15 protein-coding genes are annotated in these 14,013 nt (G+C 53.0%); 9 read left to right on the top strand and 6 right to left on the bottom strand.

Going from position 1 to position 14,013, the window contains the following annotated elements; translation table 11 throughout:
- Positions 1–38 precede the first annotated feature (38 nt).
- The 7 genes from trpA (at position 39) to IXC47_RS02805 (ending at position 7,522) form a co-directional block, all read left to right on the top strand.
- Positions 39–836: a tryptophan synthase subunit alpha gene (trpA, locus tag IXC47_RS02835; protein WP_175625617.1), complete on the top strand. Its 798-nt coding sequence runs from the start codon at positions 39–41 to the stop codon at positions 834–836.
- A gap of 107 nt (positions 837–943) precedes the next feature.
- Entirely contained in the window at positions 944–1,816 is an 873-nt protein-coding gene (accD, locus tag IXC47_RS02830) for an acetyl-CoA carboxylase, carboxyltransferase subunit beta (protein ID WP_175625618.1), read from the top strand.
- A 96-nt stretch (positions 1,817–1,912) separates the two neighbouring features.
- On the top strand, positions 1,913–3,211 hold the full coding sequence (gene folC / locus IXC47_RS02825; RefSeq protein ID WP_175625619.1) for a bifunctional tetrahydrofolate synthase/dihydrofolate synthase: 1,299 nt from the start codon (positions 1,913–1,915) through the stop codon (positions 3,209–3,211).
- A 20-nt stretch (positions 3,212–3,231) separates the two neighbouring features.
- Positions 3,232–4,110 carry an SPOR domain-containing protein gene (locus IXC47_RS02820; RefSeq protein ID WP_195874625.1) on the top strand — a complete coding sequence of 293 codons (879 nt, stop codon included), beginning with the start codon at positions 3,232–3,234 and terminating at the stop codon, positions 4,108–4,110.
- 30 nt (positions 4,111–4,140) lie between these two features.
- Positions 4,141–4,629, top strand: coding sequence for a CvpA family protein (locus IXC47_RS02815; RefSeq protein ID WP_195874624.1), 489 nt, complete (start codon positions 4,141–4,143; stop codon positions 4,627–4,629).
- A gap of 56 nt (positions 4,630–4,685) precedes the next feature.
- Entirely contained in the window at positions 4,686–6,203 is a 1,518-nt protein-coding gene (purF, locus tag IXC47_RS02810) for an amidophosphoribosyltransferase (RefSeq protein ID WP_175625622.1), read from the top strand.
- 77 nt (positions 6,204–6,280) lie between these two features.
- Positions 6,281–7,522 carry a cystathionine gamma-synthase family protein gene (locus tag IXC47_RS02805; protein ID WP_195874623.1) on the top strand — a complete coding sequence of 414 codons (1,242 nt, stop codon included), beginning with the start codon at positions 6,281–6,283 and terminating at the stop codon, positions 7,520–7,522.
- A 10-nt stretch (positions 7,523–7,532) separates the two neighbouring features.
- On the opposite strand, the gene IXC47_RS02800 is transcribed toward IXC47_RS02805, so the two are convergent.
- The 6 genes from IXC47_RS02800 to IXC47_RS02775 form a co-directional block, all read right to left on the bottom strand.
- Entirely contained in the window at positions 7,533–8,129 is a 597-nt protein-coding gene (locus IXC47_RS02800) for an LOG family protein (protein ID WP_175625624.1), read from the bottom strand.
- A gap of 102 nt (positions 8,130–8,231) precedes the next feature.
- On the bottom strand, positions 8,232–8,822 hold the full coding sequence (locus tag IXC47_RS02795; protein WP_195874622.1) for a phasin family protein: 591 nt from the start codon (positions 8,820–8,822) through the stop codon (positions 8,232–8,234).
- A gap of 191 nt (positions 8,823–9,013) precedes the next feature.
- Entirely contained in the window at positions 9,014–9,511 is a 498-nt protein-coding gene (locus IXC47_RS02790; protein ID WP_175625626.1) for an RDD family protein, read from the bottom strand.
- An 18-nt stretch (positions 9,512–9,529) separates the two neighbouring features.
- Complete coding sequence (locus IXC47_RS02785) at positions 9,530–10,243, bottom strand: DUF3106 domain-containing protein (protein WP_195874621.1); 714 nt, start codon at positions 10,241–10,243, stop codon at positions 9,530–9,532.
- 2 nt (positions 10,244–10,245) lie between these two features.
- Positions 10,246–10,656 (bottom strand): DUF3619 family protein, encoded by a 411-nt coding sequence (locus tag IXC47_RS02780; protein WP_195874620.1) that lies wholly within the window; start codon positions 10,654–10,656, stop codon positions 10,246–10,248.
- The gene (locus IXC47_RS02775; RefSeq protein WP_175625629.1) at positions 10,653–11,222 is read right to left on the bottom strand and encodes an RNA polymerase sigma factor; all 570 of its coding nucleotides are present in this window, start codon (positions 11,220–11,222) and stop codon (positions 10,653–10,655) included. The genes IXC47_RS02780 and IXC47_RS02775 overlap by 4 nt, the downstream gene beginning before the upstream one ends.
- 516 nt (positions 11,223–11,738) lie before the next feature.
- Here IXC47_RS02775 and IXC47_RS02770 point away from each other — a divergent pair.
- Together IXC47_RS02770 and ilvN are read left to right on the top strand one after the other, a co-directional pair.
- A complete protein-coding gene (locus tag IXC47_RS02770; RefSeq protein ID WP_175625630.1) occupies positions 11,739–13,490 on the top strand; it encodes an acetolactate synthase 3 catalytic subunit in 1,752 nt (583 codons plus the stop codon).
- Positions 13,490–13,981, top strand: coding sequence for an acetolactate synthase small subunit (gene ilvN / locus IXC47_RS02765; RefSeq protein ID WP_012080002.1), 492 nt, complete (start codon positions 13,490–13,492; stop codon positions 13,979–13,981). Before IXC47_RS02770 ends, ilvN begins: the two co-directional genes overlap by 1 nt.
- The last annotated feature ends 32 nt before the right edge of the window (positions 13,982–14,013 follow it).

Below are 14,013 nucleotides of genomic sequence, written 5' to 3'. Positions count from 1 at the left end.
ACGGTTCATCCAGTCCGGAAAATTTATAAAGTATCTCCATGTCCAGAATTCAGTCCACCCTGGCCGCGTTGGCGGCAAAGAATAAAAAAGGTCTCATTCCTTTCATTACCGCTGGTGATCCGGCTCCCGAACTGACAGTGCCGCTGATGCATGCGCTGGTCGCAGGCGGTGCCGATATTTTGGAATTGGGCGTACCTTTTTCGGACCCGATGGCCGAAGGCCCGGTCATTCAGCGCGCCTGCGAACGTGCACTGGTATTCGGCGTCAGCATGCATGACGTGCTGGGCTTCGTCAGTGAGTTCCGCAAGACCAATAACACCACACCGGTGGTACTGATGGGTTATGCCAACCCGATCGAACGCATGGGGCAAACCAAGTTCGTACTGGCGGCCAAGGCGGCCGGTGTCGATGGCACCATCGTGGTGGATTACCCGCCGGAAGAGTGTGAAGAATTTGCCGAGACTTTGAAGGCGAACGATATGGATCCTATCTTCCTGTTGTCGCCTACCTCGACCGAAGAACGTATCCAGCAAGTAGCTAAATTCGGTAGCGGCTTTAGCTACTACGTGTCGCTCAAGGGCGTGACCGGCGCGGCCAATATTGATACCAAGGAAGTGGCAGAACGCATCGCTGCAATCCGTAAATATGTGAAATTGCCTATCGGTGTCGGTTTCGGTATTCGCGACGCGGCAACGGCCAAAGCAGTTGCGGCAGTATCCGACGCAGTTGTGATCGGCAGCCGGATCATCCAGGAGCTGGAAAACAGCCCGCGCGAGCAAGCTGTTGAAAGAGTGCAAACGTTTATAGCCGGTATCCGCAAGGCTTTGGACGAATAAGATGAAAATGTCGTGTTAGACAAGTAAAATACTGTCCGACACGTAATTGTGGCGAATTGCCGTGCAAACGGTACAATTCGGCCAGTACAAAATTGAAAGAGGTCACGATGAGTTGGCTAGAAAAGTTACTTCCCCCACGTATCCAACGTTCCGATGCTGCGCAACGCAAGTCCATCCCGGAAGGTTTGTGGGTTAAATGCCCATCCTGCGAAGCAGTCCTGTATCGCACGGATCTGGAATCGAATATCCACGTTTGCCCTAAATGCGACCATCACATGCGCATCCGCGCGCGTGACCGTCTCGACGCCTTGCTCGACGCAGGCGGCCGTTACGACATCGGCCAGGAAGTCCTGCCGGTCGATACCCTCAAGTTCAAAGACAGCAAAAAATACCCTGATCGCCTGAAATCGGCGCTGGAAGCAACCGGCGAGACCGATGCGCTGGTTGTCCTCGGCGGCTCCATCATGAGCCTGCCAGTGGTCGTAGCCTGCTTTGAATTCGAATTTATGGGTGGTTCCATGGGCTCCGTCGTTGGCGAACGTTTCGCCCGTGCTGCCCAGACCGCACTGGAACAAAAAGTACCGCTAATCTGCATTACCGCTACCGGTGGTGCGCGTATGCAGGAAGGTTTGTTGTCATTAATGCAAATGGCCAAAACCACGGCCATGTTGACCAAGTTGTCAGAAAAGAAATTGCCGTTTATTTCGGTTCTGACCGATCCGACCATGGGTGGCGTTTCCGCTTCCTTTGCCTTCATGGGTGACGTCGTGATCGCCGAGCCTAAGGCTTTGATCGGTTTTGCCGGTCCGCGCGTGATTGAAAACACCGTACGTGAAAAGCTGCCGGAAGGCTTCCAGCGTGCCGAATTCCTGGTGCAAAAAGGTGCAGTCGACATGATTGTTGACCGCCGTAAAATGCGCGAAGAAATCGCTCGTATCCTGGCCTTGTTGCAAAATCAGGCGGCTGAAGTCCTGGCCTGATCCCCCGGCTTAGTCTAAAAAGCCCGAACCTTATGCGTTCGGGCTTTTTATTTGCGTTTTCGCCTTTACATAGTGTTCTCTACCTGACGAGTTTGCATGGAAAATCCCACGACCCTGGCTGACTGGCTAAGCCGCCTGGAAGCGATGCATCCGAAAGCCATAGATATGGGGCTGGATCGCGTGCGCCAGGTCAAACAGGCGATGCATGTGCAGTTCGAGTGTCCGGTGATTATCGTCGGCGGTACCAACGGCAAGGGCTCTACCTGTGCGATGCTGGAAGCGATACTCTTGCGTGCCGGTTATCGCGTCGGTTTGTACACCTCGCCACACTTGCTGCACTTCAACGAGCGCATGCGTCTGAATGGCGTCTCCTGCAGCGATCAGGAATTGATAACCGCGTTTGACAAGCTGGAAGCGGTGCGCGGCGATGTTTCCCTGTCCTATTTCGAATTCACCACACTGGCGGCCATCCAATTGTTTGCAGATGCAAAGCTGGATGCCGTGATCTTTGAAGTCGGCCTCGGTGGCCGACTGGATGCAGTCAATGTGCTGGATGCCGATGTTGCTATCGTGACCAGCGTGGATATCGATCACACCGAATACCTGGGTGATACCCGCGAAAAAATCGGCTTTGAGAAGGCCGGGATTTTCCGTGCCGGTAAAACCGCGATTTGCGGTGATCCGGTGCCGCCAGCTTCGCTGGTCGAGCATGCCGAAAAAATAGGCGCTGATCTGTGGCTGTTCAATCGTGATTTCAATTATTCCGGTGACAAGCAGCAGTGGAATTTCAGTGGTCGTGGCCGTCGTCGCAATTCCCTCGGTTACCCGGCCTTGCGCGGTGCCAATCAGCTATTAAACGCCTCATCCGTGTTGGCGGCGCTGGAAGCGCTGCGCTTGCGCTTGCCGGTCGGTGCGCAGGAAGTACGTACCGGCCTGGCTGTTGTCGATTTGCCGGGTCGTTTTCAGGTGTTGCCAGGACAGCCTACCGTCATCCTGGATGTGGCGCATAACCCGCACGCGGCTGCCACTTTGGCGCAAAATCTCGACAATATGAACTTCGCGCCATACACCTACGCGGTGTTCGGCGCGATGCAAGACAAGGATATAGACGGTGTCATCGCCCATCTGAAAGGCCGCGTTGACCACTGGTGTGTGACTGATTTGCCGTTGCCACGCGCAGCCAGTGCGACCGAGATCAAGGACCGACTGGTGCATGCTTATGGCGAAATACCACCCGCGAGTGATACCGAACGTAGCATCCTCACCTTTGCCTCACCTGCAGAAGCTTTTGCAAATGCACTCAGCCGAGCAGGGGAGAATGATAGAATTGCGGTTTTCGGATCGTTCCTGACAGTTGCTGGCGTCATGGAATTCCGTAATTCCGAACATCACTGACGAATTTCACATTACATCGTATGGGCTTGTTCTCGTTTCTTCGTAAAAATCAGCAGGATTCATCGACCGGCAAGAGCGATTTTTATTCGCAGGCTGATGAAGAAAAACCGGCTCGCGGCAAGCGCAAGCAGGGCAACAGACGCGAGGAGCCGGTAGATCCGGTCTTGCCAGAAAAGAAACGTGCGCGCCGCCGCCTAGTGGGTGCGATTGCACTGGTTCTGGCCGCCATTATCGGTTTGCCTATGATCCTGGACTCCGAGCCGAGACAGCTGCCTGACGATATCGATATCCAGATTCCATCCAAAGACACACCCGCTCCGGCGGCACAAGCCAAAGCCGGGCTGGTAGCCAAGGCAGACAGCGCTGCCGCTACCGCCCCGAGCAATTCCTTGAGCGCGGAAGAAGAGATCGTTGAGCCGGGTCCAGCAGCGCCGGTAGCTGCGCCTGCTGCGGCCAAGGACACGCCTAAAGAAACGCCCAAAGAAACGGTAAAAGCCGAGTCTAAACCGGCCGAAGCAGAGAAAAAGCCGCAAGTAGCGAGCGCCAAGCCGGAAGCCGCAGAACCAAAAGCAACACCGCATGCTCCAAGTGTTAGCAAGGCGGACGAAGCGGCACGGGCACGCGCTATCCTGGAAGGCAAGCCGGTTCCGTCCGCTGCTCCTCACGCATCCGGCAAGGTGGTATTGCAAGTCGCAGCACTGGCATCGCAGGACAAGGTCAATGAATTGCAGAAGAAGCTGCAGGCAGCAGGTTTGAAGTCACATACGCAAAAAGTGGCGACGGCATCGGGTGAGCGTATCCGTGTCCGCATCGGCCCATTTGCGAATGAAGCGGAAGCCGATAAAGCACGTGCCAAACTGACCAAAATCGGTTTGACCGGCAAATCCTTCCCGGCCTGATATGTCGCAAGGCAGTGAAGCAGAGCGACTGTGACGATTTTTGATTATCTGGTTTTATTTGTACTGATTTGTTCGGTGGTGATCAGTACCTTGCGCGGACTGGTGAAAGAAATCCTGTCCCTGCTGAGCTGGATAGTGGCATTTTTTGTTGCCAATGCCTATGGTGAGACATTGGCGGTGTGGCTACCGGAAATGGTGCCGGGCAAGACGGCACGTCTGATAGTGGCTTTTATCGTATTGTTCATCGGTGTACGCATCCTGATGGGCTTGCTGACGATGGCGTTGGACGCGGTGATCAAGGCTTCGGGCCTGACACTGGCAGACCGGGGGCTGGGTGGTTTGTTTGGTTTGGCGCGTGGTTTGCTGATCGTGCTGGCGGCGGTATTGTTGTGCGGCATGACGGCGATTCCACAGCAGCCGTTCTGGAAGAATGCACTGTTTAGTCCGCTGGCAGAAACTGCCGCACATACGGTCAAACCCTTCCTGCCTGGCGAGTTTGCGCAACACATAGAATTCTGATTCACCATAATATAAATAATTCTTAGTTTTAATTTGCTTTAGTTGAGGAGTCCACCATGTGTGGCATTGTTGGCGTTGTTTCTCACACCCCTGTCAATCAATTGATTTATGACGCGTTGCTGCTTCTGCAGCACCGTGGTCAGGATGCTGCCGGTATCGCTACCGATAACGGCAATACATTCAGCATGCACAAGGCGAACGGGCTGGTACGGGATGTCTTCCGCACCCGCAATATGCGTTCGCTGTTCGGTAACTCGGGTGTCGGCCAGGTCCGCTACCCGACTGCCGGTTCGTCCAGTGCGGAAGAAGCGCAACCGTTCTACGTCAATGCACCGTTCGGCATCATCATGGCGCACAACGGTAACCTGACGAACTGGGAACAGCTCAAAATCGAGATGTTCAAAAATGACAGACGTCACATCAACACGACCTCCGATTCGGAAGTCTTGTTGAATGTACTGGCTCATGAAATCCAGCAAGCAACCACCGGTTACTCGCTCGATCCTGCTGCAATCTTCAAAGCCGTTGCGATGGTGCACAAGCGTGTACGTGGTTCGTATGCAGTCACCGCGCAAATTGCAGGCTACGGCTTGCTGGCGTTCCGCGATCCGTTCGGTATCCGTCCACTGTGCATAGGCTTCAATGAAACCGATCACGGCACCGAGTACCTGGTTGCCAGCGAATCGGTCGCACTCGAAGGCCTCGGTTTCCGTTTCCTGCGCGATGTATTGCCAGGCGAAGCGATCTTCATCGACATCGAAGGCAAACTGTACAACCAGCAATGTGCGGAAAATCCGACACTCAATCCATGCGCGTTTGAATACGTTTATTTCGCTCGTCCAGATTCCATCATTGATGGCGCTTCGGTATATGCAACCCGCCTGAAAATGGGTGAGTACCTGGCAGAAAAAATCAAACGCGAAATCCCGCTCGGCGATATCGATGTCGTGATGCCTATCCCTGATTCGTCGCGTCCGGCAGCGATGGAACTGGCGCAGAAGCTGAACATTGAATATCGCGAAGGCTTCATCAAAAACCGTTATATCGGTCGTACCTTCCTGATGCCAGGACAAGCTATCCGTAGCAAGTCGGTACGTCAGAAACTGAATGCGATCGGCTCCGAGTTCAAAGGCAAGAATGTATTGCTGGTCGATGACTCCATCGTCCGTGGTACTACCAGCCGCGAAATCGTACAGATGGCACGTGAAGCTGGCGCGAAGAAAGTTATCTTCGCTTCCGCAGCGCCACCAGTGAAATTTCCGAACGTGTACGGTATCGACATGCCGACCCGTGCTGAACTGATCGCCTATGGCCGCAGCACTGAAGAAGTGTGCCGCGAAATCACTGCAGACGCATTGATTTACCAGGACATCGAAGCATTGAAACGTTCGATCTCTGATGTGAATCCTGCATTGAAGAGCCTGGAAGCATCGTGCTTTGACGGCATCTACGTGACTGGTGATATTTCACGCGACTATCTGGATCGTATCGAGTTCGCTCGCAACAATCCAAAACCGGAAGTGGACGATAGCGTTCGCTCGCAATTGAATTTGAATCTGGCACAGGTAGATTAATTCTATTTAAGCTACGTTACAGCTATGCCTGATTTGCACGCGCAAGTGTGCATTCAGGCATTTTTTTCTTGGCCATCATGACAGACTCCAAAAAATACGGCTTTACCACTACGACCCTGCATAGCGATCGTCAAAAAGACATCGAGCATGGTTCGCTGCATAAACCTATCCATACCTCGGTGACTTTCGGTTATAACGATGCACGTGAGCTGGCTACGGTATTCCAGGGCAAGAAGCCTGGTTACCGCTATGGCCGCCAGGGCAATCCGACAGTAGCCGCGCTGGAAGATAAAGTGAACAAGATGGAAGAAGGTCTTTCCACGATTTGCTTTGCCACTGGCATGGCGGCGATAGGTGCAGTGGTACAGGCTTTGTTGCGTGAGGGTGACCATGTGGTGTCGTCGGCCTTCCTGTTCGGGAATACCAATAGCCTGTGGCAAACCGTAGGCGGGCAGGGCGTCAAAATCTCCATGGTCGATGCGACAGACGTGAACAACGTGGAAGCAGCGATTCAGCCAAATACGCGTATCGTCTTCGTTGAAACCATCGCCAATCCGCGCACCCAGGTCGCCGATCTGGCGCGCATCGGCAAGCTGTGCGCAGAGCGCGGCATCCTGTATGTCGTCGATAACACCATGACTTCGCCGTATCTGTTCCGTCCGAAAACGGTGGGTGCCAGCATCGTCATCAACGCGCTGACCAAATCGATAGGCGGCCACGGTAACGCATTGGGTGGTAGCCTGACCGATACCGGTTTGTATGACTGGGCTCGTTTCCCGAATATCCTCGAAACCTATAAACGTTACCCGACGACGCAGTGGGGTATGGCACAGATACGTGCTAAAGCCTTGCGCGATTTTGGTGGTTCGCTCGGACCAGAGGCTGCACATCATCTGGCAGTTGGCGCGGAAACCATGGCGTTGCGCCTGGATCGTGAATGTGCGAATGCGCTGGCTGTCGCGCAGATGCTGGAAGCAGATGAGCGCGTCGCCGCAGTGTATTACCCGGGTTTGAAATCACATCCGCAGCACGCGATCTCGACTGAACTATTCCGTGCGTATGGCAGCTTGTTCAGTTTCGAACTGAAGGATGGCATCGATTGCTTCGATTACCTGAATCGCCTGCAACTGGGCGTGTCGGCCAGTAATCTCGGCGATACCCGCACACTGGTGATACCGGTCGCGCATACCATTTTCTATGAAATGGGTGCCGAGCGTCGTGCCAGCATGGGAATCGCAGAATCACTGATCCGTGTGTCGATAGGGATAGAAGACACCGCAGACCTGGTGGAAGATTTCCGCCAGGCGCTGGATGCATGAATGAGTAAAATTAAGGCAGCAGTGTTTTAGCTGCCAGCGCATCCAGCACCTTGGTGCTGGGTTGCGGTACGAAAGTCTGCAAACGTATCAGCAGCGCGAGGGCGGTATTTTCGTGCATCATCAATGCGGCCTGGTTTGCTTTCACAAAACCTTGTGCGACCTGGTTTTGCAGGAAGGCGACCAGCCCGTCATAAAAGCCATCGACATTCAATACGCCTATCGGTTTCTGATGGAAACCAAGTTGCGACCAGGTCAGGATTTCAAACAGCTCTTCCAGCGTGCCTATGCCGCCCGGCATCGCAACAAAACCATCCGATAGTTCAGCCATCAATGCTTTGCGTTCGTGCATGTCCTTCACCACGTGCAAATGCGTGAGTTCTTTGTGTCCGACTTCCTTATCCATTAAGGCTTGAGGAATCACGCCAGTGGCTTTGCCGCCCAGGCGCAGGATTTCGTTGGCAATGACGCCCATTAAGCCGACATTGCCGCCGCCATAGACCAGCTCAATCTGGCGATCGACCATTTCTTTGGCCAGTGAGCGTGCAGCTTCGGCATAAATCGGTTTGGCTCCATAAGACGAGCCGCAATAAACACAAAGAGATTTCATTTTCAGAGCAGGGAGGTGATGGTTGGATATGCGATGTTACGAAAGCGGGTTTGCGCCAGGCGCAAACCCTGCGGTACGAGATATTAACTTACTGGAATTGGCTTAAGCAGTTTTTACAGCGGCTTTACGTGCTGCTGGCTTTTTCGTTGCTGCTTTCCTGGCCGGGGCTTTCTTGACTGGCGATTTTTTTGCAGCTGGTTTGGCTGCTGCTTTTTTCGCTACCGCTTTCTTTGCCACTGTTTTCTTGGCGGCGGCCTTTTTGCCTGCAGTTTTCTTAGCTGCTGGTTTTTTTGTAACTCCAGTGGCTGATTTGGTCAGGCTATCGATGCGCTTGTGCAGCGCTTCCAGTTCTTTTTTGGTTGAAACGCCAAAGTGATTAAGCGAATTGGCGACCGTGTTTTCGATCAATTGCTCCAGCTTGTCCCAGGAGCTGGATGCCTGTTTGCCGACGTTGTCGCTGAGTTTGAGCAAACCATCAGAGACATTGGCCACTTTGCTTTCAGCGATCTTGCGTGTGCGCTTGTGCAGGTTGCTGCCTTTTTTTGCAAGCTTGGCGAGGACTTTTTCACCTTCTTGCTGCGTCTTGGCAAAGGCTTCCAGGCCTGCTTGCCAGATTTGCTGGGCTGAAGCGTGTACGCCATCGGACAGTTGTTTGCTTCCTGATTTCGTTGTTTTTTTCAGTTTCTTTACCATGTGACTTCTCCGCTTTTTGGTTAAACAAAAATGCCTATATAGGCATGGCACGTCGATCAAGATGAATACTGAAGGTACGACTCATTCTACCTATGCATAGACCATAAGGAATCAACAAGATTCACTTTTGATGGCAAATAGCGTAGCAGGGCGGTGTGGGAAGCCATGCCTGCGCGATGGCAGGCGGTGGATTATTTGATTTTGCTTAGCTGGATCAGCTTGGTACCGGCGATGCGGTCATGCAGGAATTGGCGGCTCGGATGCACATAGGCAGCGAGTGCCCAAGCAGCGATGTTGGCGCAGACGATGGCCACCGAAGTCCATGCTTTGGCATCCAGCGCCCATGCAATCGCCAGTCCGGGCAGGAACCACAACCAGGCGAGGAAGTAGCGTGCGACCGCATGTTTGAAGCTCAGCGTATGGTTATCAACTGTCACTAGACGGATACGCCAGGTTTTCATCGGCAGCGTTTGACCGCTGTGTATCCAGAACCAGACGAAATAGGCGCCGACGACAAAGAACAGCCAGTACTGCAAGGCATGGCGCAGATAGAGGGCATTACGTTGCTGGAAAATGGTGGAGAACAGCAGGCCGGCTATGGCAATCACACCGAATAGCAGGACGCCTTCATAAATCATTGTAGTCAGGCGGCGTTTGATCGTAGGCGTATCAGAGCTATTCAATGACATAAGGCGCGAGCGGTAGTTTTATTGTGATTGTACCGCAGGCGCTGTAGCCGGCACTGCTGCCGGTGGAGGTAATGAAGGTTGTATCGCTTCCTGACGCGGCACCGGTTGTTTGGCCGGGACTGGTTTGGCCGGCTTTACTGGTGCCGGATTTTGTCCATTGCTGAGGCCTTGCGCGTTACTCAGGCGCGGCGGATTGACGATGCGCTTGGGTGGTGGCGATGTTTCAGCCAATTGCTTTTTCTTTTCGTCAGGCAGCTGTTGATATTCTTCCCACTGCCGGGCTTTTTGTTCGGCATTCAGTTTTTTTGCGCGATTGTAGTTTTCGCGCGCCAGACGTCTTTGCTCAGGAGTCAGTTTGACCCAGTCACGCATGCGTTCCTGCATGCGTTCCTGTTCAGGCGGTGTCATGCTGGCAAAGCGATTTGCCAGCTCCAGCCATTTCTCCTTGCGGAAGGCGTCCAGCTTGTGCCAGTCACCAGCCAATGGTTCCAGCGCCTGCTTTTGGGCGGGGCTGAGTTTGTTCCACTCTGATTTGGTGCTGGTCTTGGCAGGTGCAGGCGTTGCTTTGACTACGGGTTTGGTGACAACCGGAGCAGCGGGCGCAGGTGCAGGCGTCGGCGCGCTAGCCGGCGTTGCTTGCGTTGCACTGGTATATGCAAGGGACAAGGCGAAGAGGGTATTAGTGATTTTCCCTGGAGCTGATGTATTCAGGGAAAAAATCCATGCCTTCATGCCTATTTGTCCCCTTTTGCTAAAAATGCATCAAAACCATGATCCAGATAAGCAGATATAGGCAGATCGTCAGTTAATACTTCCGCATCAATCGATGCGGAATCCATGATTTGCTGTTGTTGTTCAAACTGATAGATGGCAAACAGGCCGAAAACCAAAGCAGCCAGCGGCAAAGCCAGGCCCATACGACCCAGCCAGGCCCAGCGGCTATGCGACGGAGTAAGCGCGCTGCCGTAGGATGCAAGTGCAGGCTGCGGTACGAATGCAGGCACTGCGACACCTTGCTTTTTGCGGGATAGCGCGATTTTGCGCGCAGATGCCAGGCGTTCGGCGGTGTTTGCCGAAACTGTGTTGGCGCTTTCATCCAGCGCATGGCTCAACTTGTATGCGAGATCCAGTTCTTTGGTTTTCATAGGTAAATTCCTTTGGCTTTGAGCGCCTGAGCCAAGGCATGCGTTGCACGGGAACAGTGCGTTTTTACACTTCCTTCAGAGCATCCCATTACGGCGGCAGTTTCTGCCACGTTCAGATCCTGCCAATAACGCATCAGGAAGGCTTCTCGTTGACGCGATGGGAGATTTTGTACTTCATGCTCTATGAATTCGAGGATTTGCTTGCGTTCCAGCTTGACTAGGCCGGTTTCGGAGCCAAAACTGCCTTCCTCTGCCTCTATCATATCCATCGCATCGAAATTTTCCTGGTCTTCTTGCTTATTTCCGAAGCTGGAAAACAGACTAATCCACGAAGTGCGGACTTTTTCGCGGCGAAAATAGTCGCGGATAGTATTTTGCAGGATGCGCTGGAACAGCATGGGGAGTTCGGGGGCGGGCTTGTCGCCGTATTTCTCTGCGAGCTTGATCATGGCATCCTGGACGATGTCCAGTGCCGATTCTTCCTTGCGAACCGCGTACACCGCCTGTTTGAAGGCGCGGCGTTCGACATCTTCGAGAAAATCCGAAAGTTCTTTATCAGTTGCCATTGGATGCAGCGCATTCGATTGAACGCTGCCGAGGGTGTTTCGGGATGAGATGTCTTAACAATTCGACGATCACGTTTTTAAACTGCACGCATGCTAGCAAAAAAGCCTCGTTTGTGGGTGCTTTTTGCGCAAAATCGTTGATTTCACACCGCTTTCCAGCGATTTAGCTTGACCTATATTGTGCAACGCAGTAACGTATCGTTCCCCTTACCATCTCAAAGGGTACCCATGGTCTTTCCGCATATTGCGCATGATGCAATTTTGTTGAGGGACGCGCTTCAAACAATTTGAAAGCTGTTTGCTCTAACCCGCGCCACAAGCGCGAGAAATCCGTCATTACCCCAGAACCTCTGGCTGAACGAGTCGCGTTAAGCGTCTTTTTGAAACACATACACACATGTGTGACGAATCGGCGTGACCGCACAAAAAAGGGATGCCTAAGCACTGGAGTATTAAGCGGTTTCATCAGGAGAGAGCATCCGATCAATTTCCAATGGACCTTGAAAGGACGTTAGCATGACCAATGAAACAAGTACTACCAGCAATAATAAAATCGGCGAAGAATTGACTGGCGCCGAAATCGTTGTCCGTTGCCTGGCTGAAGAAGGTGTTGAACATGTGTTCGGCTACCCTGGCGGCGCAGTGCTCTACATCTACGACGCGATTTTCAATCACAGCAAATTCCAGCATATCCTGGTGCGCCACGAACAGGCCGCCGTACATGCTGCTGACGCATATTCCCGCAGCTCCAATAAAGTCGGCGTTTGCCTGGTGACCTCTGGTCCTGGCGTAACCAATGCCGTAACCGGTTTGGCGACTGCGTATATGGATTCGATTCCGATGATCGTCATTTCCGGTCAGGTGCCTTCGCACGCGATCGGCCTGGATGCATTCCAGGAATGCGATACCGTCGGTATTACCCGTCCATGCGTTAAACACAATTTCCTCGTCAAGGATGTCAAAGATCTGGCAGCGACCATGAAGAAAGCTTTCTTCATCGCTACCACTGGCCGTCCAGGTCCGGTGCTGATCGACATCCCTAAAGACATCACGATGCACAAGTGCGTGTTCGAGTATCCGCAAGAAGTCGAAATGCGCTCGTACAAGCCGGTAGACAAAGGTCACTCCGGTCAAATCCGCAAAGCTGTGCAGCTCTTGTTGCAAGCAGAGCGTCCGATGATCTACACCGGCGGCGGTGTGATCCTGGCCAATGCTTCGGAAGAACTGAATCGTCTGGTTGATCGTCTCGGCTATCCATGCACCAACACCCTGATGGGTCTGGGCGCATACAAAGCCTCGAGCGACAAATTCGTTGGTATGCCAGGTATGCACGGTACCTATGAAGCCAACATGGCGATGCAGCATTCGGATGTGATGATCGCGATCGGCGCACGTTTTGATGACCGCGTGATCGGCAACCCTAAACATTTCTCTGCAACTCCGCGCAAAATTATTCATATCGACATTGATCCATCGTCGATCTCGAAGCGCGTCAAGGTTGATATTCCTATCGTTGGCAACGTCAAGGAAGTGCTGGTTGAATTGCTGGCGCAACTGGATGCGGCCGATGCCAAACCGAACAGCGTTGCGCTGTCGGCGTGGTGGAAGCAAATCAACGAATGGCGCAAGCGTGATTGCCTGAAGTTCGCAGAGTCGACAGAAGTCATCAAGCCGCAATCGGTGATCCAGAAAGTCTGGGAAGTCACCAAGGGTGATGCATTCATCACTTCGGACGTAGGCCAGCATCAAATGTGGGCGGCGCAATACTATCCGTTCAACAAGCCACGTCGCTGGATCAACTCGGGTGGTCTCGGCACCATGGGCGTCGGCTTGCCGTACGCGATGGGTGTGCAGAAGGCGAATCCGGATGCAACCGTCGCCTGTATCACTGGTGAAGCATCGATCCAGATGTGTATCCAGGAACTGGCGACCTGTAAGCAGTACCACCTGACACCGAAAATCATTCTGTTGAACAATCGCTTCCTCGGTATGGTTCGTCAGTGGCAACAGCTGGAATACGGTTCACGTTATTCCGAGTCCTACATGGATTCCCTGCCTGACTTTAACAAGCTGGTTGAGTCTTACGGTCACGTCGGTATGAAGATCGAAAATCCGGCTGATGTCGATGGCGCACTGAAAGAAGCGTTCGACATGAAAGACCGACTGGTATTCATGAATTTCATTACGGATCAAACCGAAAACGTCTGGCCTATGGTCAAGACAGGCAAGGGTTTGACTGAAATGCTGTTGGGTTCGGAGGATCTGTGATGCGCCATATCGTTTCTGTTTTACTGGAAAATGAAGCGGGTGCCTTGTCGCGCGTAGTAGGCTTGTTCTCTGCGCGTGGTTACAACATTGAAACGTTGACCGTGGCCCCAACCGAAGATGCAACCTTGTCGCGGATGACAATTGTCACCAGCGGCTCGGACGATGTGATTGAGCAAATCACCAAGCATTTGAACCGTTTGATCGAAGTGGTGAAAGTGGTCGACCTGACCGAAGGTGCGTTTATCGAACGTGAGCTCATGCTCATCAAGATACGTGCGGTCGGTAAGGAGCGTGAAGAAATGAAACGTACTGCAGATATCTTCCGCGGTCGTATCATTGACGTCACGGACAAGACTTACACCATCGAGTTGACCGGTAACAAAACCAAGCTCGACGCGTTTATCGATTCGATCGATCGCACGGCGATTCTGGAAACTGTCCGTACGGGCGGCTCCGGCATCGGTCGCGGCGAACGCATACTCAAAGTTTAAGTAGTTCATTCACACCAACAACACCATTTAGG

The organism is Herminiimonas contaminans (assembly GCF_015645465.1).
Classification (GTDB): domain Bacteria; phylum Pseudomonadota; class Gammaproteobacteria; order Burkholderiales; family Burkholderiaceae_D; genus Oxalicibacterium; species Oxalicibacterium contaminans.
Note: the sequence above shows the minus strand (reverse complement) of the source record. Positions and strands in the feature narration are given on the sequence as shown.